17 protein-coding genes are annotated in these 17,439 nt (G+C 68.8%); 5 read left to right on the forward strand and 12 right to left on the reverse strand.

Annotation, left to right across the window (positions count from 1 at the left end):
• Positions 1-54 precede the first annotated feature (54 nt).
• Positions 55-1,095 (reverse strand): sigma-70 family RNA polymerase sigma factor, encoded by a 1,041-nt coding sequence (locus CHC08_RS42755; protein ID WP_245878918.1) that lies wholly within the window; start codon positions 1,093-1,095, stop codon positions 55-57.
• A gap of 1,234 nt (positions 1,096-2,329) precedes the next feature.
• Positions 2,330-2,803 carry an STAS domain-containing protein gene (locus CHC08_RS42765; RefSeq protein ID WP_089213108.1) on the reverse strand — a complete coding sequence of 158 codons (474 nt, stop codon included), beginning with the start codon at positions 2,801-2,803 and terminating at the stop codon, positions 2,330-2,332.
• A 169-nt stretch (positions 2,804-2,972) separates the two neighbouring features.
• Between CHC08_RS42765 and CHC08_RS42770 the strand changes: the two genes are divergently transcribed.
• Positions 2,973-3,188, forward strand: a complete 216-nt coding sequence (locus CHC08_RS42770) for an ANTAR domain-containing protein (protein WP_143653600.1) — start codon at positions 2,973-2,975, stop codon at positions 3,186-3,188.
• Positions 3,189-3,317: 129 nt separating this feature from the next.
• On the opposite strand, the gene CHC08_RS42775 is transcribed toward CHC08_RS42770, so the two are convergent.
• The 3 genes from CHC08_RS42775 to CHC08_RS42785 form a co-directional block, all read right to left on the reverse strand.
• Positions 3,318-3,620: a hypothetical protein gene (locus tag CHC08_RS42775; protein ID WP_089213109.1), complete on the reverse strand. Its 303-nt coding sequence runs from the start codon at positions 3,618-3,620 to the stop codon at positions 3,318-3,320.
• A 232-nt stretch (positions 3,621-3,852) separates the two neighbouring features.
• The gene (locus CHC08_RS42780) at positions 3,853-4,056 is read right to left on the reverse strand and encodes a hypothetical protein (protein WP_089213110.1); all 204 of its coding nucleotides are present in this window, start codon (positions 4,054-4,056) and stop codon (positions 3,853-3,855) included.
• Positions 4,053-5,207 (reverse strand): inorganic phosphate transporter, encoded by a 1,155-nt coding sequence (locus CHC08_RS42785; protein WP_089213111.1) that lies wholly within the window; start codon positions 5,205-5,207, stop codon positions 4,053-4,055. Before CHC08_RS42785 ends, CHC08_RS42780 begins: the two co-directional genes overlap by 4 nt.
• 310 nt (positions 5,208-5,517) lie before the next feature.
• Between CHC08_RS42785 and CHC08_RS42790 the strand changes: the two genes are divergently transcribed.
• Positions 5,518-6,354, forward strand: coding sequence for an ATP-grasp domain-containing protein (locus CHC08_RS42790; RefSeq protein WP_089213112.1), 837 nt, complete (start codon positions 5,518-5,520; stop codon positions 6,352-6,354).
• Between the two features lie 137 nt (positions 6,355-6,491).
• On the opposite strand, the gene CHC08_RS42795 is transcribed toward CHC08_RS42790, so the two are convergent.
• Positions 6,492-7,409, reverse strand: coding sequence for a TIGR03619 family F420-dependent LLM class oxidoreductase (locus CHC08_RS42795; protein ID WP_089213123.1), 918 nt, complete (start codon positions 7,407-7,409; stop codon positions 6,492-6,494).
• A gap of 517 nt (positions 7,410-7,926) precedes the next feature.
• Between CHC08_RS42795 and CHC08_RS42800 the strand changes: the two genes are divergently transcribed.
• Positions 7,927-9,024: a glycerophosphodiester phosphodiesterase family protein gene (locus CHC08_RS42800; RefSeq protein WP_245878919.1), complete on the forward strand. Its 1,098-nt coding sequence runs from the start codon at positions 7,927-7,929 to the stop codon at positions 9,022-9,024.
• Between the two features lie 103 nt (positions 9,025-9,127).
• Here the strand turns inward: CHC08_RS42800 and CHC08_RS42805 are convergent, their stop codons facing one another.
• The 6 genes from CHC08_RS42805 to CHC08_RS42830 form a co-directional block, all read right to left on the reverse strand.
• Positions 9,128-10,126, reverse strand: coding sequence for a sugar-binding transcriptional regulator (locus tag CHC08_RS42805; RefSeq protein ID WP_245878920.1), 999 nt, complete (start codon positions 10,124-10,126; stop codon positions 9,128-9,130).
• Between the two features lie 328 nt (positions 10,127-10,454).
• A complete protein-coding gene (locus CHC08_RS42810) occupies positions 10,455-11,564 on the reverse strand; it encodes an ABC transporter permease (RefSeq protein WP_089213113.1) in 1,110 nt (369 codons plus the stop codon).
• Positions 11,561-13,105, reverse strand: coding sequence for a sugar ABC transporter ATP-binding protein (locus CHC08_RS42815; protein ID WP_089213114.1), 1,545 nt, complete (start codon positions 13,103-13,105; stop codon positions 11,561-11,563). Before CHC08_RS42815 ends, CHC08_RS42810 begins: the two co-directional genes overlap by 4 nt.
• Positions 13,102-13,776, reverse strand: a complete 675-nt coding sequence (locus tag CHC08_RS42820) for a DUF2291 family protein (protein WP_089213115.1) — start codon at positions 13,774-13,776, stop codon at positions 13,102-13,104. Before CHC08_RS42820 ends, CHC08_RS42815 begins: the two co-directional genes overlap by 4 nt.
• Positions 13,773-14,030, reverse strand: coding sequence for a hypothetical protein (locus CHC08_RS42825; RefSeq protein ID WP_089213116.1), 258 nt, complete (start codon positions 14,028-14,030; stop codon positions 13,773-13,775). Before CHC08_RS42825 ends, CHC08_RS42820 begins: the two co-directional genes overlap by 4 nt.
• Before the next feature lie 76 nt (positions 14,031-14,106).
• Positions 14,107-14,532, reverse strand: a complete 426-nt coding sequence (locus CHC08_RS42830) for an apurinic/apyrimidinic endonuclease family protein (protein ID WP_218825759.1) — start codon at positions 14,530-14,532, stop codon at positions 14,107-14,109.
• Positions 14,533-15,622: 1,090 nt separating this feature from the next.
• Here CHC08_RS42830 and CHC08_RS42835 point away from each other — a divergent pair.
• The gene (locus CHC08_RS42835) at positions 15,623-16,426 is read left to right on the forward strand and encodes a hypothetical protein (protein ID WP_143653601.1); all 804 of its coding nucleotides are present in this window, start codon (positions 15,623-15,625) and stop codon (positions 16,424-16,426) included.
• 79 nt (positions 16,427-16,505) lie between these two features.
• Entirely contained in the window at positions 16,506-17,324 is an 819-nt protein-coding gene (locus tag CHC08_RS42840; protein ID WP_245878921.1) for a class F sortase, read from the forward strand.
• Positions 17,325-17,439 lie beyond the last annotated feature (115 nt).

Consider the following 17,439-nt stretch of genomic DNA (forward strand, 5'->3'; position numbering starts at 1 on the left):
ACGGTGGTCGACCGCGCTCATCGAGGTCGTTCACCGTTGAGACGGGTGAGGCCCCTAAAAGGGGTCACCGTCCGGGGGCAACTCCGGCGGCAGGCCGAACGCGGTCAGCAGGTGCGGCTCGAAGATGGTGACCTCAACGATCTTCCCGTCCTCGATCCGCAGCACGTTGAGCACCTGGGCCCGGTAGGCGGACGCGCCTGGCAGCCGGATGTACCCGGCCACCGCCGGCTGCCGGTTCGCCCGGGTGGGCACGTTCCGCCACCGTCCCTGGTACAGCGGCGAGTCGGGTCCGAAGGCGTGTGCGGCAAAGGCCCGGACCGCCTCGCGACCGGAGACCCAGAACGGATGCGGAGGCATCGTCATCCGTACGTCCTCGCTCAGCAGTTCCACGAGGGCGGCCGGGTCGGCCTGCGCGTGGGCGTCCATGAAGCGTCGCAGCAGCTCCCGCTCCCGCGCGGTCGGAGCCGTTGACGGCGCCCACTCCAGCCGGCGTTCCGGAAGGTGCGTCCTCAGGGTCGACCGCGCCCGTTTCAGAGCGCTCTTGACCGAGTCGACGCTCGTCTCGAGCAGCGCGGCGGTCTCCTTGGCCGGCCAGCCGAGCACGTCCCGCAGGATCAGCGCCGCCCTCTGCCCGGGAGGCAGGTGCTGGAGGGCTGCGAGGAACGCCAGTTCGATGGTCTCCCTGCCCACCGCGGCGGCATCCGGCTCGGCGTCGCCGGACGCGACCGGCTCCAGCAGCCCGTCCGGGTACGGCTGCAGCCACGGGATCTCGGCCGGAGGCGACGCCCCGTGCGGACCCTGCCCCGTCTCACGCGGTCGTGGATGGCGCGGGTGCCGGTCGAGGAAGTCGAGGCACGCGTTCGTCGCGATCCGGTAGAGCCACGCACGGAAGGTGGAACGGCCCTGGAAGGTCTCGCGCCCGCGCCACGCCCGCAGGAACGTCTCCTGCACCAGGTCCTCCGACTCCTCGAACGAGCCGAGCATCCGGTAGCAGTGCACCCGCAGCTCCCGCCGGTGGCGCTCGACAAGCTCGGTGAACGCAGGCTCGTCGCCCGCCTGGGCGGCGGCGACGAGTGCGTCTTCCTCGGCTCCCACCTCGCCCAATGATCCGCTCCCCGAGTGCTTCCACGACACGCCCACTCCGTTAGGACGGATGAGCGGCGAAAAAAGTGTCATTCGTACGGCGGCCGTGCAACGGGTGCGGCGGGAGGGGAATCCGGGTGACGCCTGCCCCTGATCGTTAACCGGACGGTCATCCCGGGTAGAGAGCTGTGTAGCTGTGTACGAGTTTGCCCCCCGATGGATCAGGAAACGGGGGCGTATTCCGTTGAGCGCTATGCGAGCCGGTCTGCTGGCCGCAGTCATCGGACTGGCGGCGATGGGGGCGGTCCAGCACACGAACCAGCACTCGAAGCCGACAGCCGATCGTTCCTCGCACTGGACGGCCAAGCGGCCGGGGAGCGCGGCCGTCAAGGGACACGGGAATCGGGCGATCAAGCACCACAGGGGCTCGGGTGCCAAGCACCACAGGGGCCGGGCGTTCGGGCGGCTTGAGGGACGGCGGGCCAGGCACTCGGGAGGCCGGCGCTCGGATGACGCGTACGACCGAAGATCGGGTGGCCTGGGCGACATGCTCCTGGGCCGGCCGTCGTCGAGGGACGAGGAGGCGGCGCCTTCCGACCGGGCGTGGGATTCCTACCTGCAGGATCGCCGGCCGGACAGAAACTGGTCACAGGGGGCCGGAGCCGGACGTCATCGAGGTCGTCACGCCCGGGATCGGGATTTCTGGGGCCACCGGGACCGGGGAGCGGGCCGGGCTCATGCACGCAGGGGCGGTCGAGACCGTGAGGAGCCGCGCGGCAACCGGGATCGCCGGTGGCCGCGCGACGAGCAGGAAGGGGAGGGGCGCTGGCCCTGGGAGGAGCAGGATCCTCAGGGGCCGGGTGACGAGCAGGAGGGGGAGGGGCGCTGGCCCTGGGAGGGCCAGGAGGACGAGGAGGAGGGGCGCGGACCGCGCGATGGCCGGGACCGTCCATGGTCGCGTGACGACCGGGGCGGTCGGTGGCCGCAGGACGGGCAGGAGGGGCGCTGGCCGCGCGATGCCCGGGACCGTCCGTGGCCGCAGGACGCCCGAGACGGACGCCGGTCGCAGCGGGCCGGATCCGGCCGTCACCATCGAGGTCGGCAGGGCGGTCACCACGCACGGGGCGGCGGTCACCGGGGTCACCGGTATCGATGAGCGGACCGGGCTCACTCGTGCGGGTGGGTTCTTGTCGGTGGTGCCGGCGGCTGTGAGCGGGCCTGGCCCATCCGCGCGGGAGGGTTCTCGTCAGTGGCGCCGGTGACCGTTCGGGCTGCCGGGGCCGCAGCCGGCTTTCACCGGCAGCCGGCGCGGCGGAACGTCCGGCCGCTCGGCGCGGGTCAGGAGGGAGATCGGTCGATCGTTCTCGTGCCGCAGGGCGTGGCTCACCGTGGCGTACACCTTTATGGGCGTGCTCGGCACGCTCGACGAGGTCAGCGAGATCAGGCGCATCAGCCGTAGCAGCGCGGGAGTGGGTTCGGCGATCGACAGGTCGCCGCCCGTCGCCGACATGGTGGTGTGCATGGTGATCAGCGCCCGGAAGCCGCAGACGTCGCAGAAGCGAAGAAGCTTGGCGTCCACGACAAGATGACGGATGCCGCGGCTGAGCAGTGGGAAGACCACCGTGTCCAGCAGCGCGACGGTGCTGATGTCGAGCTCGCCGTCGACCACGATCACGGCCGAGTCTTTGTGCACGATGGTGGGGTGGACCGACAGATTCATGCGAGAGCCCTGGCGATTTCAGCTGGGGCGCGGATGATCATCCATTCGCGATGGGAATGAAAAAGCTTGAGCAAGGACATTGTGAGGGTCACCTCCGCGAGCATGGCAAAAAGGCGGCCACGCTCCTGGACCTGACTTCCACCATACATGCCTCTGAGCGAGACCTTTTTTGGGAAGTGCCGCTATCCGCGCCTCGCGGAGCGTCATCGACCAGGCGGTCGGCATCGTGATGACGCAGCAGCCTTGCCCCGCCCCGGAAGCCTTCGCCCTCCTCGGCCGGGCCTCCCAGAACCGCGGTATCAAACTCCACGACCTGGTCGTCGAGATCGTCACCACGGTCGGCGGTCAGCTCCCGCGCTCCTCCGCCTTCGAACCCTTCGACTGAGCCGACGTCGGAGGCGGCTCCTGCCCGCCGGTGATTCGCGACGCCCTGGCAAGGCGCGGCGCCCTGGTGAACGGGTCGGGCCGGGTCCAGGGCGCCACGTGCGCCTGCGGTCGTGCTCGGAGACAAAGGTCAGTGATCGTCCCAGTGGCCGTCGTGCTGGACGTGGCGATGCCCGTCGTGGATGTAGTCCACGTGGCCGTCGTGCGGCACGGCGACGTGCCCGCAGCCCGGCTTGTGCTCGTGGCTGTGGCTGTCATGCGTGGTGTGACCGCTCGACTCGCATTCGTCGACGTGATCCTCATGGACCTGGTGCAGGTGACCGTCATGGACGTAGTCGACGTGGTCGTCGTGCGGCACGGCGACGTGCCCGCAACCGGACCCATGCTGGTGGTCGTGATCGGTGTGCTGACGATGCTCAGTGGAAACGCCCATGTCTGCCCCCGTGAGACATGCCGCCCTAAGGCGGCGACGAATGTGATGTAAGTACCCTGACAGAACGTTACTCTTCGTGTTTTTGCAGGTCACCGAGCCGACGGAGATCTTTAGGCAGGGCAAGCTATAGATCTGTGGGTCTGGGCGAAACCCTGACCGCCGTCGGCCAAGCCCTCTACCGGAGATCGTCTGTCTCTGCCGTCCGGGTGCGGCGCGGGGCGGGTTCCGCCGCCTACTTGGCGAGCATGACGTAGAGACCGAGGACGATGCCCGCGGCCACGATCAGGAGGCAGAGCGCGGCTCCCGCCCGCCCTGCCGTATGCCCGCTCGACAGGCCGACCAGGGACAGCGAGAAGACGGCGGCCAGACCGGCGCCCGCCAGCAGCGAGGCGACCAGGACCTTCCACAGCGCGTCCAGATCGATGTAGGCGTTCATGCCACGGGCTCCCTCACCGTCGGGACGGGGGCGACCCGTCCGGTCCATTCGTCGTTGACGTTGTTCGCGTTCACCGGCTGGCGGCGCGCGGCCAGGTACAGCCCTCCCGACAGGAGCAGCGCGGTGATGAAGACGACCGCCACGCCCAGCGCACCGCCGATCAGGTTGGCGCCGGCCCAGGCCAGCGCGCCGACCGCGGCGGCGGCCGGAAGGGTGATCAGCCACGCGGCGGCCATCCTGCCCGCGACGTTCCAGCGGACATGGGCCAGCCGTTTGCCGAGGCCCGAACCGATCACCGAACCCGTGCAGACGTGCGTGGTCGACAGCGGGAACCCGAAGTGGGACGAGGCGAAGATGACCGCCGCCGACGAGCTCTCGGCCGCGAAACCCTGCGGGGTATCGATCTCGGTCAGGCCCTTGCCCAGGGTGCGGATCACCCGCCAGCCACCCAGGTAGGTGCCGAGCGCGATCGCGGTCGCGCTGGTCACGATCACCCAGAGGGGCGTCCCCGCGCTCTCGGTGATCGTGCCGCTGGCGATCAGCGCGAGCGTGATGATGCCCATTGTCTTCTGCGCGTCGTTGGTGCCGTGCGCGAGCGAGACCAGGGAGGCCGAGCCGATCTGGCCGTACTTGAACCCGCGGTCGCGCACCTTGCCGGAGATGCGTCTGGTGAGGACGTAGACCAGGTAGGTGCCGACGGTGGCCACGAGGATCGCCGCCAGCGGTGCCAGCACCGCCGGGACCAGCACGTGGGAGACGATCTCTGCCCCTTTGACCGCCGAGGCGCCCGCCGAGATCAGTGTGGCCCCGACCACGCCGCCGATCAGCGCGTGGGAGGAACTGGAGGGGATGCCGAAGTACCACGTCACCAGGTTCCAGGCCAGGCCGCCGACCAGGCCGGCGAAGACCACGGTGAGGGTGACGGCGCCGGTCTCGACGATGCCCGTCGCGATGGTCGCCGCGACCTTCAAAGACAGGAACGCTCCGACGAAGTTGAGTACCGCGGAGAGAGCGACGGCCACCTTGGGGCGTAACGCTCCGGTGGCGATGGAGGTCGCCATCGCGTTGGCGGTGTCATGGAAGCCATTGGTGAAGTCGAACGACAGAGCCGTGACGATCACGATGGCGAGCAACACGAGGTTCGCATCCATACCGGCATCTATGACACCTCGGGTGACGTCTAATCACACGGCGGATCCCTTCATCCAAAATTCATTCTCTCGTCGGCTCCGCGTTACCGTCGCCAAGCGCGGGTGGCATAGATCGTCTTGCCCTCGTGGTCCCCTCAGGCAGGGGGTTCGTCCGCCGGCGGGTTTCTCGAAGATTGGTCGGCGTGGAAAACTCGGCGTCGAGTACGGGGCTTCTGCCTCCTATCGCAGTAAGAGCGCCCCACCCCCCTTGGCATCCTCGACGACGAGTTGCGTCGGCACCAGGCTGCCACTTTTGACAGGAAAAAGCACCATGTCATCCACGCCGAGCAGCGTCCTCTACGTCACCGATCTGGCATACGAGGCGCAGGGGCGCCGATACTGCGACGAGGACATATACCTGTCCTCCCGGCTCCGTGAGGACTTCACCGTCGCGCTGTGCCATCCCCGGGACGCGACGGCACTCATGGATTCCTTCGACGCCGTCGTGATCCGTAACAGCGGGCCGGTGCTGCACTATCAGGACCAGTACGACGACTTCCGGGCCCAGGCCCGGCAGCGCGGCACCCGCGTCTACACCCAGTTGACGGGCAGAGCCGACATGGCGGGCAAGCAGTATCTGGTCGACCTGAGCGCCGCCGGCTTTCCGGTCATCTCGACGGTCGACCGCCGGGCGGATCTTCATCATCTGCCCGAGGTGGACGAGTACGTCGCCAAACCCAAGCTCGGGGCGGATTCCATCGGGCTGACGTTCGTGACCCGGGACGGGCTGGATGATCTGAGGTTCGACAACCTCCTGATCCAGCCGCGCATCCGCTTCCGGTACGAGGTGTCGTTCTACTTCGTGGATCGCGCTTTCCAGTACGCCCTGTACGCTCCCCGGCCGGATCGGCGCTGGCGCCTGGAGCGGTACGAACCGAGCGCCGCGGATCTGGACTTCGCGCAGCGCTTCGTCGACTGGAACGCCGTCGACCGCGGCATCCAGCGGGTGGATGCCTGCCGTACCCCCAAGGGGGAGCTCCTGCTGGTCGAGCTGGAGGACCTGAACCCTTACCTGTCCCTGGACCTTCTCGACTCCACGACCCGCGACGCCTTCGTCTCCGGCATGAAGATCTCCCTCCACGGCCTTCTCTGCGACACCCGTCCGTAGCCGCGTCCTCTGGCCGGTGATCTTCGGTCCGGACGGGGCGACTCTCGCCACCGGCGGCGGATGCCGGCGCGGGACGTGGCCGGACGCCGAAGCGTCGGGTGACGTCGGCGCCGATGCCCGTGGCCGCCGTACGGGGGCTACCCGGCGCGTACCCCCTGGAGGAAGGTTCCGGCCAGGTCCAGCACCTCGCTCGTGGCCGTGGCGGTCTGTGCGAGGTCGAGGAAGATCTCGTCGGCGCCCGCGGCGACGGCGGCCAGCGCGTAGTCGATGACCTGGTTGAGCGTGCCGGCGCTGGGGACCTGGTCGGGCTCGGCCTTGTGGTCGGTCAGTTTGGCGTTGATGCGAAGGACGAGGCGCAGGCTGGAGGGATCGCGGCCGGCGGCCTCGGCCGACCGCTGGGCGATCCTCCACAGGCTGGTGAGGTAGTCCAGGGGCCTGCCGACTCCCAGCCAGCCGTCGGCTCGCCGGCCGACGCGTCTCAGGCTTGCCGGGGTGTAGCCGCCGAGCAGGATCGGCAGGCGAGAGCCCTGCTTGGGTTTGGGCAGGATCTTCGTCGGGGGGATCGTGAACAGCTCCCCGTTGTGTTCGATCACGTCGGAGAACCAGATCTTCTCCAGGACGTCGAGCGTCTCGTCGAGTCTGGCGCCCCTGCCCTTCCAGGGCACGTTCACGGCGGTGTATTCGTCCTCCAGCCAGCCCAGCCCGAACCCGGCGTCCAGCCGGCCGCTGCTGAGCACATCCAGGGTGGTCAGGGCGCGGGCGAGGATCACGGGCGGATACCACAGGACGTTGAGGGTGCTGGTGCCCAGGCGGACCCGTTCGGTGTGGGCGGCCGCCAGGGTGAGCACGCTGAGCGGTTCGAGGAAGATGGCGAACTCGCGCGGCATCGTGCCGTCACCCGCGGGATAAGGGTTGCTGGGATTGATCGGGTTGAGGATGCGATCACCGGCCCACAGGCTGTCGAAGCCCATTTCCTCGGCGGCCCGGCTTACCTCGATGATGGCCTCGGGGTTTGCGAATGCGCCGTATTGAGGAACGGCCAATCCGATACGCATGTGATCAAACTCCTGGATGTGGATCTCGCGCAATGGCTTCGTCATGGCCGCAGATCTTGTCTTGCGCGCTGCGGGCACCCATGACCGGGCGATGACACAAAGCACTCATAGCTTGTGTTTAGTGACGCAAATCATACATAGAGTACATTATGGTCGTTAATGGATCATTTAGCTCATTTATTAACTTATGCGGTTGAAATTCCCTCCGGCTGATCAGCCGATCTTGGGAGATGGCGCACACAACGGTGAGTTCGCCGCGGACCGTTACCCCCCTGGTCACTCTGGGTATACGCGGTGATATCAATGGGTTACCCCACGAGACCGGAGAATGAGGGGTAATCGGGCGATGGGCAAGATAACGACGAATGTGCTGGTCGTTTTCATGGGGAGTGCGGCGATTTTCGCCCTCCCACATGCGAGCCGGGCAGCTGAGCGGCTTGGATATACGGGCGACGAGCGCGCGTCGGCCGTTGTTCTTCCGCCCGTGAGCCGGGCGTCGGCCGTTGCCCTTTCACACGTGGGTCAGAGGTCGGCGGGGGCGCTTGCGCGCAAGAGCCGGGCAGCCGAGCGGCTCAAGAACAAGCGCGTCAAAGATGCGCCGATCGTCATCGCTCATCGTGGTGCCAGCGCCTTCCGGCCCGAGCACACGCTTCTCGCCTACAGGGCCGCCATCAAGATGGGCGCCGACTATCTTGAGCTGGACCTGGTCTCCACCAAGGATCATGTGCTGGTCGCCCGGCACGAGAACGAGATCTCACAGACCACCGATGTCGCGAAGCATCCCGAATTCGCCGCTCGCAAGACGACCAAGACCATCAACGGACACAAGTGGACCGGATGGTTCGTCGAGGATTTCACGCTTGCCGAGTTGCGCACGCTCCGGGCCAGGGAACGCCTCCCCAAGCGGCGACCGGGCAACGTGGCGTACGACGGGAAGGCGCTGATCCCGACCCTGGAGGAGATCGCCCAGCTCGCGCAGAAGCGCGGCGTGGGACTCTACGCCGAAATCAAGCATCCGGGTTACTCCGCCTCGATCGGGCTGCCGCTTGAGGAGCCGATGCTGAGAACCTTCAAACGGTACGGCTGGGACGATGCGAAGGACCCGGTGTTCATCCAGTCCTTCGAGGCGGACAGGCTCAAGATGCTGAGGCCCTTCACGCGGCTGCGGCTCATCCAGCTCGTCGGCGCGCCCCGTACCCCGTCCGGCCAGATCAGGCTCGACTGCTCGCCCATTCCCAACGCCCTGTTCACCCCGGAGGGACTGCGGCGGATCGCCCAGTACGCCGACGGCATCGGCGTGACCACGACGTGGATCGTTCCCGCCGGTCCCGGCGGGAAGCTGGGATCTCCCACCTCGCTCGTCCAGGACGCTCACCGCGCGGGCCTCCTGGTCCACGCCGCGACGGTTCGTGACGAGAACTCCGAGCTTCCGGCGCCCTACAGGCGGGGCGATCCCGGCGACCGGGCCTACCAACGGTCCAAGGGTGACGCGGCGGGCTGGCTGGAGCGGCTGTACGGGCTCGGGGTGGACGGGGTGTTCGCCGACGATCCCGGGATCGCGCGCGTCACACGAGACCGCCTGCTCGCCGGGGCCGACCGCCTGCGGCGCGCGTGAACGGAGATGCCGTGGCCGGGCCGGGAAGGCGCGGCCGGACGGAGAGGGCACAGCCGGGAAGGCGCGGTTGAACGGAGGCCGGGCGGCGGAGAGCCCGAAGCGATCAGGTGGGTTCGGCGAGCAGGCGCTGCGCCACTTCCAGGTCCGTGATCAGCACGTTGACCCATCCGCCCCTGAGGGCGGCCTTGATCGCCGAGTATTTTCGCCGGCCCCCGGCGACCGCCACGCGCCGCTCGACGGCGCGGAAGGTCTCCACGTTGATCCCGACCACCCGGCGGTCGAAGGCGGAGTCGACCACGTTGCCCTCGGCGTCGAAGAAGTGCAGGCAGACGTCTCCGACGGCGCCCAGCGAGCGGAGCTCCTCCTGGTCGGTGTGGCCGACGGCGTTGCCGCTGCGGAGCAGGAGGGGCGACGGCTCCAGGCTCCCGATGCCGACCAGCACGACGGTCAGCTCGTCCCACTGGGCCATCACCTCGACGACCGCCCTGTCCTGGAGCAGCGCGTCACGGACCAGCGGCGTGCCGACGACTCCGGCGGAGGGGACGAAGACGGGCCGGGCACGGGTGACGTCGGACAGACGGCTGATGAGCCGGGTGGCGTGGACCTGGGCCTCGGGGCTGCCGACGCCGCCGACGACCTGCATGACGCGGTCGGCGACCTGCGTGTTCTTGGGGTGCATCCGGTCGACGGCGGCCAGCAGCGTCTCGCTCCAGGAGGAGATCCCGATCACGTCGCCGCCCTTGAAGGTGGCGTCGAAGTAGGCGGCGGCCGCGGCGGCCAGGGCGGGGATGACGTCGCCCTGCGCGCCACCGGCGTCCACCACCACGGCGTCGCGCATGGAGTATCGGCGCTGAAGATCTTCTTCGAGCTCGGTGTGCACGCCGTCGGGAAGGACCACCACGGTACGGACGATGCCCCGGGTGATGGCCTCCTTGAGCAGGCGGGACACACGCGGCTGGGAGATGCTGAGCGCCGCCGCGATCTCGGGTTGCCGCATGCCCTGCTCGTGGTACATCCGGGCCACCCGCGCCAGCAGGCGCAGATGGTCTGCGGTCACCATCCGGCCGGAGCCGTGGGCCCGCCCCAGATCGGGGACGACCATGCCCGCCTCCTATCAAACGTGTGGAACCGGCTCTGCCCCCACACGCGCGGCAAGACGCGACACCCTGTGTGCGTGCCGCCGGACGGGAATGGCCCGACCACCTGTTCTTACCTGCGGCCCGGCCATTCAGCCTACCGGTTCACGCCGTTCACGCGCCCTGTGAGCTCGGGCATACGAGCCATATGGAATTCGAGCCGGCGGGGGAGACGGGTGGCCGTTCCCCCGCCCCGTCCGCCTACTTCCTGCCGAAGACCCAGAACTCGTCGGCGTTAAGGGTGGTGAACACTGCGATGTGAGAGGGGTGAGGGAAGACCGCCGGCGCGGCCGGTCAATCCGGCTGTTTGCTCGCCACCACCGCTGACACGGCGGCTCCTCGGCGCTGGAACCGCTGCTGGCCCTGGTCGAGCACCACGGCGAGGATGATCACAGCTCCCTTGATGAGGATCTGCCAGAACGTCGACACGCCCAGGATCACCAGGCCGTCGGCGAGGAATCCGATGACGAAGGCGCCGACGAGGGTGCCCCGTACGGTGCCCCGCCCCCCGCTCAGCGCGGCGCCGCCGATGACCACCGCGGCGATCGCGTTGAGCTCGTACGTCTCCCCGGCCTGCGGCGTCGCCGAGGTCAGCTCGGACGCGATGATGAGGCCGGCGATCGCGGCGCAGGCGCCGGAGATCACGTAGACGGCCGTCTTGACCCGGCGGATCGGCACGCCGGACAGCTCCGCCGCCCGCTCGTTGCCGCCCGTGGCGTACAACCACCGGCCGAAGGGGCTCTTGGAGAGCAGCAGCATGACGGCGATCGCGAGGACGATCATGATCCAGATCGAGGTGGGAAGGCCGAGCGGGCGTCCGCTGCCGAGAAGGCCGAAGCCCGTGTTGCCGAGCGCGGGGTTGCCTCCCAGGTTGGGATAGGTCGAGCCGTTCGAGATGAGCAGCGCGATTCCCCGCGCCACGTAGAGCATCCCGAGCGTCGCGATGAACGGCGCCACCTTGAACCGGGTGACGAGGATCCCGTTCACCAGGCCGACCAGCATGCCGACCGCGACGCAGAGCACGATGACGGCCCACACCGGCGGATAGGCGATCAGGTCGACGAACCCGAGGTTGAGACCCTGGAGCAGCTCTCCGGCGACGACGCCGGAGAGCCCGATGATCGAGCCGACCGACAGGTCGATGCCGCCCTTGAGGATGACCAGCAGCATGCCCAGCGCGATCACGCCGTTGATCGCGACGTGCTTGGTCATCGTGATGAGGTTCGGCACGGTGAGGAAGGAGTCCGACAGCAGGCCGAAGACGATGATCAGGACCGCGAGCGCGATGAACGCGCGCAGCTCGAACACGCCGTTCAGCAGCGAGAGGCGGCGGACCTCGGCCGCGGCCTTCCCGGGTGTGGCGGGGCCCGGCGGCGGGGCGACGGTGGTTCTCGTGGAGGTCATCGCGCGTCGCCTCCGGCCGTATCGATGGCGGCGCCGTCCGACACACTCATCAGTTCCTCCCGGGTTATCTCGCCGCGCCGAAATTCGCCGACGACGACGCCGCGGGCGAGTACCAGCAGCCGGTCGGGGATGTGCAGGGCCTCCTCGGCGTCCGACGTGGTGAAGACGACGGCCAGACCGCGTCGTGCCTGCGCCGCCATGAGCTCGAAGATGTCCGCCTTGGCGCCCACGTCGACGCCGCGCGAGGGCTCGTCCAGCAGCAGCACCCGAGGGTCGGTCAGCAGCGCCTTGCCGATGACCACCTTCTGCTGGTTGCCGCCGCTCAGCGAGCCGATGGACGCTCCGGCGCCGCTCGTCTTGACGGTGACGTCGGAGATCATCCGTTCGACGGCGCTCCGCTCCCGCTCGCGGGAGACGAACAATCGCCGGACGAACGTGCCCAGCCCCGCCAGGGAGAGGTTCTCCCCGACCGACATCGTCTGGACGAGCCCGTCGCGCTGGCGGTCCCCGGGGACCAGGATCACGCCCTGGTCGATGTGGTCGCGGATCCCGGAGTCCTCCAACGGGACGCCGGAGAGCAGGATCTCGCCCGACACCGGCGGGATCCGGCCGGCGAGCGCTTCGAGGAGTTCGGTACGGCCCGAGCCCATCAGGCCGTAGATCCCGACGATCTCGCCTTCCCTGACGGTCAGCGAGAGATCGTCGATCGCGAGGCGGTCGGGGTTGGCCGGATCCGCCACCACGAGGCCGCGCAGGGTCAGCAGCTCGTCCCCGACGACCGGGACACGGTCCGGGAACAGGGAGTCCTGGTCGCGGCCGACCATCTGCTCCACGATCCAGCGGATGTTCACCCCCGCGGCGTTCGACGTGGCGACGAGCTGCCCGTCGCGCAGGACGACGACGTCGTCGGCGATCTCCAGGGCCTCGTCCAGGTGGTGGGAGATGTAGACGACCGCGACCCCGCTCGCGGTCAGCTCCCGGATGACCCGGAACAGGACCTCGACCTCCGGGGCGGTGAGCGCGGAGGTGGGCTCGTCCATGATCAGCACCCGGGCCTCCTGGAGGAGGGCCCGCGCGATCTCGACGACCTGCTGCTGGCCGAGCCTGAGATCACCGACCAGCAGGTCGGGATCCAGGTTCTCCTCCAGCCTGCGGAGGATCGCGGTGGTGGTGGCCCGCTGGGCCGAACGGTCGATCGACCCGAAGCCCCCGCTGATCTCGCGGGCCAGGAACAGGTTGTCCTGGATGCTCAGGTTGGGGCAGAGGCTGAGCTCCTGGTGGATGATCGAGATGCCCTGGTCGGCGGCGTCGCGGGGAGACAGGAGCTCGGTCGGGGCGCCGTCGAGCTCGACGTGGCCGGTGGTGGGGTGCTCGATGCCCGCCAGGATCTTCATCAGGGTCGACTTGCCGGCCCCGTTCTCGCCGAACAGCGCGGTCACCCGCCCGGGGGCGACGCCGAAGTCGACTCCCCTGAGCGCGTGCGTGCCGCCGTACACCTTGGTGACGTCGCAGGCGCGCAGGACGTGGGTCGAGGCCTTCACGGTCCCTCCTCGATCGAGACCGGGGTGACGGTCACGGTGGTCGGGGTCAGGGGGCTGAAGGCGCCGACGAAGGTGATCTCCTTGCCGTCCAGGCTCCCCGCGTCCAGGGTGCTGAGCAGCTTCTGCCGCATCTCGTCGTTCAGGGCGGTGGCGGCGTCGGCGTACTCCACCTGGTTGAGGAACTGCCCGAAGGTGATGAACCCGGCCGCGTCGCGCAGCGCCGTGCCGTTGATGGCCGGGCCGACCTGCACGTACACCCGGGTGCCCTTGGGCAGGCCGGGCACGGTGACGCTCATCAGCCCGGACCTCACCTCGCCGGCCGTGCCGGTGGCCTTGACCGGGAAGCTGTAGAGGCCGATGCCCTGGTGGTGGCCGTACTTCTCACCGGCCGCGTCCTTGTCCGCGACCAGGGCCTTCAGCAGGACGGGAAGGGCGACGGCGTCCTTCTCGATCGCGGGAACGACCTTGCTCTCGTACGTCGCGGCCCCGTACGCGACCGGGTCGAACTTCTTCGGCGCGGCGGCCGGGGCCGTCTCCGGCGAGCGGTACCGGGTGCTGAACCCGATGGCCGCCAGGAGGACCACGGCGACGGCGATGGCGATCCATCGCGCCGGGATCCGCCTGCCGGACGCCTGCGCACCACGCTGTCGCGTTGTAGCCGGCATGCTCATATGCCACTCCTCTCGGTCAGGCCGCCGCCCGCCTCCTGGCCGGCGTGGACGGGAAAGGCTCCTTGGTTCGCGTGGGCGGGGAAGGCCCCCTCGTTCGCGTGGGCGGGGTAGGACGTGGCTCTCCCGACCGCCTCGTGCCACACGGTGCGCCTGGCCGTGCGGTCGGGCTCGCCGGTCACCGGCCGGAACTCGTCCGCGGGCCGCGGACGGGCTTCGAGGTCGCCGAGGGTCCACAGGCCGGCGGCGTCGGCCACCCGGCGTCCTGTGCCCTCTGCGCCGCGGCGAGGCCCTCGCGGTCCACCAGACCCAGGGCGCGGTGGATGCTCCTCATCACGCGGATGCCCGCCTGGGCCGCCTCGACCGAGTCCTCCCTGAAGGGGAACTGGTCAAGCTGCCAGACACCCTCCCAGCCCGCATCGCGCAGGGCGTGGAAGAACTCTTGACGTAGTCGCAATCGAGCTCCCTGGCCGTCTCCACTCCCCGCGAGACCAGCTCGACGGCCTGCCGGCGCACCTGCGGGTCGGGGTTGGTGAACGCTCCACGGACAAAACGCCTGGTGTAGATCTCCGGCGTGACCGCGATGGCTCGCAGGCCGTTGCGCTTGAGCGCCGTCTTCACGTCGTCGAGCGGCAGGTCCGGGGGATCAAACGGGAACGTCAGGTCGACCACCGACAGATCACCGACCTGACCTGCGAGGTCGATCGCCTCCAGCGTGCTGACCGGCGGGCCGTATCCATCCGTCGCATAACGATCCACATACCGGCCGAAGTGCCAGATGCCTGCGCCGAAGGTCGGCTCTTGAATATCTATGCGTGAGTGACTAGGCATAACCATGGCGGTGGGATTGGCCGGACGTCTATGTCAATGAGATCTTTTGGCAACATAAGAATGAATTTCGGAGCGTCCTATGGGGTCGCCGCCGCGAGCTGGGTCATGCTCTCCGGCTGCTCTAAAGCTTGGCGTCTTTTCCCACAGCTAACCATGCTTGACCTGGGCTTTCGCCCAAATCGGACCATGTTTGACCTGGTCTTTCCCCGATGTCGGATGCCATCATTGATGATCTGGGCCGCAATTTCGGACCGCCTGTAATGCGGACTTCTTCGAGGCCTTGCCGCCTGCGCCGCTCGCGTCGCGCGCCGCCTGTGCCGTCCGTGTCCGCTCGCGTCGCGTGTTGCCTGTCCCGCCTGTCCCGCCTGTCCCGCCTGTGCCGCTCGCGTGGCGTGTCGTCCGTGCCTGTTCGCGTGGCGTGCCGTTCGTGCGGTTCGTGTCGCCGCGCCGGCCGGGCCGCTCTGCTGTCTCGCCATCCGCGAGGGCCACCGTCTGGCCGCCCGCGAGGGCCGCCATGTGAGTCGTTGCCCGTGAGGCCGCCTGTCCGCGCTGTCTCGTCGTCAACGAGGGGCGCGATGTGAGCCGCTACGGGGCTGTCATGTAAGTCGTTACCCGTGAGGGCCGCTGTACGCCGTCTCGCCGTCCGAGGAGGCCGCCTGGCCTGCTGTTCTTCGTCCGCCGGGCGGGAAATCGGGCGACGGTGGCTCCGAAGGACCCGTCTGATCCGAGGTCTCGGGAGGCTCTGCTGACGTGCGGCGATGTTTACTGTGTGATTGGTGGGAATTTGTGTCCGTTTAGCCGACTGACTCGCGTGGCTTACTCTCTCTTCGTAGTATCTATGCCAAACCGTGACCATGACCTGTAAGCCTTAGCAGCCGATGTAAACCGGTCGATCAACCTGGAACGGGGAGAAACTGTGCGGAAGTCCAAGACGCGGCGTCGAGTCGCGGTCAAGACAGCCGCGATCTCAGCAGTAGGTGCGGGCATCCTTTTCGGTGCAGTGCCTGCGATCGCCTCCATGTCCGCTGCTCCCAAGCTTGTGCACTACACCTGCGACGTCGGGGAGACGGGTCCGACGGGCATCCCGTACGCGTTCCAGATGGACCTCACCGGCCCGCTGGCGACGCCGACGCCGAACGCCACTGTCGTGGCGACGTGGAAGATCGATCAGCCCACCCCGGCCATCACCGCCACCGCGAGCATTCCGGCGACCGGTCGCCTCGCCGTCGAGGCGGACATGGTGATCGCCGGCACTCCTCTCCCGAGCCCTCTTGAGTCCCGCGTGGTCGACGCCACCGCCGCTGCGGCCCCGGCGACGGCCGGCCAGCCGCTGGCGCCGCCTCCCATGCTCGTCACGGTGACTCCCACGGCGACCGGCGCCATCACGCTTCGGCCCGAAGGGTTCACCCTGTACCTGAATTCCGGGACCGGGACCGGGGCCACCGACGTCGACCTGCTCGACTGCACTGTCGCGACCCCGGCGGAGGCGACCGCCGCGGCGCTGGTGATCAATGTGCAGACTCCCGGCGCCCCGGCGACCGGGCCCTCGTCGACCCCGCCTACGACCCCGCCCGCGACGCCCCCCACCACTCCTCCGATCACCACGCCCGAGCCGACCGTCACCCTCACCAGGACCAAGACGGCGGATCCGGTCAAGACGGGCGGCCAGATCGAGAAGACCCCCGACGGCGCAGCAGCAACGGGCGGTGGCGGGGACGCCGGGCCGGACGCCCGTCTCATCATGTTCAGTGGCGCGCTGATGGTGGCGTTCGCCGGAATCGGCGGGCTGGTGCTGCGGCGCCGTACCGCGACCCGAGGCTGATCGGGGTGGCCGGATGAGCACTCCGACGCCGGAAGGACGGCCGCCGGGGTATTCCGGGCCTGGGCCGCACTATCGGCAGGTGCCGGTCCAGCCGCCGTACGGGCAGCCTGGATATCAGCAGCAGGGCTACCAGCAGCCGGGATATCAGCAGTACGGCCCGCCGTACGAGGAGTGGCAGCCCGAGGCGCCCGTCGTCGCCGGCGGCCGGATCATGCGGTCGGTGCTCATCCTGGCGGGGATCGCCGGGGTGGTCACGGTGCTCGTCGGCATGCTGCTCGTGCTGGCCGCGCCCGAGGAGTACGGCCTGGCCGACCAGCGCACCACGCTGCCGCCACGGAGCCAGGTGAACGCCGCGGAACCGGTGAACCCGTACTTCCAGGCGCCCGCGAACGCCCCGCCACCCGTGCCGAGCCTCCCGGCGGCCCCGGCCATGCAGCCGTCGACCCCGGTGCGCCTGGTCATCCCGAGGCTCGGCGTCAACGCGCCGATCAAGTCTGTCGGGCTCGACAGGCAGGGCGCGATCGAGGTGCCGCCGGTCTCCGCCGCGAACCTGGTCGGCTGGTACCGTTCGGGGCCCACGCCGGGGGAGGCCGGGCCCGCGATCCTGCTCGGGCACAAGGACACGCGCTCGGGAAGCGCGGTCTTCACCCGCCTCGACGAGATCCGCAACGGCGACGTCATCGAGGTGCACCGCAAGGACGGCATCATCGCGGTGTTCACCGTGGGCGGTCTCGAACAGGCGGGGAAGACGACGTTCCCGACCCAGCGGGTGTACGGCGAATCGCCCAACCCCCAGCTTCACGTGATCACGTGCGGTGGCACCTACGACCGCACGACCGGCCACTACACCGACAACGTCATCGCCTACGCGACCATGACGAGCACCCGCAAGGAATGAGCGCCGCCGGCCTGCCGGCAGTCCACGCGGTCAGGGCGGGCCGATGGGGAACGGTCACGGGTCCACGCGGTCAGGGCGGGCCGATGGGGAACGGTCACGGGTCCACGCGGTCAGG

The sequence above is a fragment of the Streptosporangium subroseum genome, assembly GCF_900188345.1.
In the GTDB taxonomy this organism is placed as follows: Bacteria; Actinomycetota; Actinomycetes; order Streptosporangiales; family Streptosporangiaceae; genus Streptosporangium; species Streptosporangium subroseum.

What these genes read in the sequence shown, in the direction of transcription:
- CHC08_RS42795 (WP_089213123.1), bottom strand. Translation starts at nt 7,409, where the DNA reads ATGCGTATCGGATTGGCCGTTCCTCAATACGGCGCATTCGCAAACCCC.
- CHC08_RS42835 (WP_143653601.1), top strand. Translation starts at nt 15,623, where the DNA reads ATGTCCGCTGCTCCCAAGCTTGTGCACTACACCTGCGACGTCGGGGAG.
- CHC08_RS42820 (WP_089213115.1), bottom strand. Translation starts at nt 13,776, where the DNA reads ATGAGCATGCCGGCTACAACGCGACAGCGTGGTGCGCAGGCGTCCGGC.
- CHC08_RS42790 (WP_089213112.1), top strand. Translation starts at nt 5,518, where the DNA reads ATGTCATCCACGCCGAGCAGCGTCCTCTACGTCACCGATCTGGCATAC.
- CHC08_RS42765 (WP_089213108.1), bottom strand. Translation starts at nt 2,803, where the DNA reads ATGAATCTGTCGGTCCACCCCACCATCGTGCACAAAGACTCGGCCGTG.
- CHC08_RS42805 (WP_245878920.1), bottom strand. Translation starts at nt 10,126, where the DNA reads ATGGTCGTCCCCGATCTGGGGCGGGCCCACGGCTCCGGCCGGATGGTG.
- CHC08_RS42810 (WP_089213113.1), bottom strand. Translation starts at nt 11,564, where the DNA reads ATGACCTCCACGAGAACCACCGTCGCCCCGCCGCCGGGCCCCGCCACA.
- CHC08_RS42780 (WP_089213110.1), bottom strand. Translation starts at nt 4,056, where the DNA reads ATGAACGCCTACATCGATCTGGACGCGCTGTGGAAGGTCCTGGTCGCC.
- CHC08_RS42785 (WP_089213111.1), bottom strand. Translation starts at nt 5,207, where the DNA reads ATGGATGCGAACCTCGTGTTGCTCGCCATCGTGATCGTCACGGCTCTG.
- CHC08_RS42775 (WP_089213109.1), bottom strand. Translation starts at nt 3,620, where the DNA reads ATGGGCGTTTCCACTGAGCATCGTCAGCACACCGATCACGACCACCAG.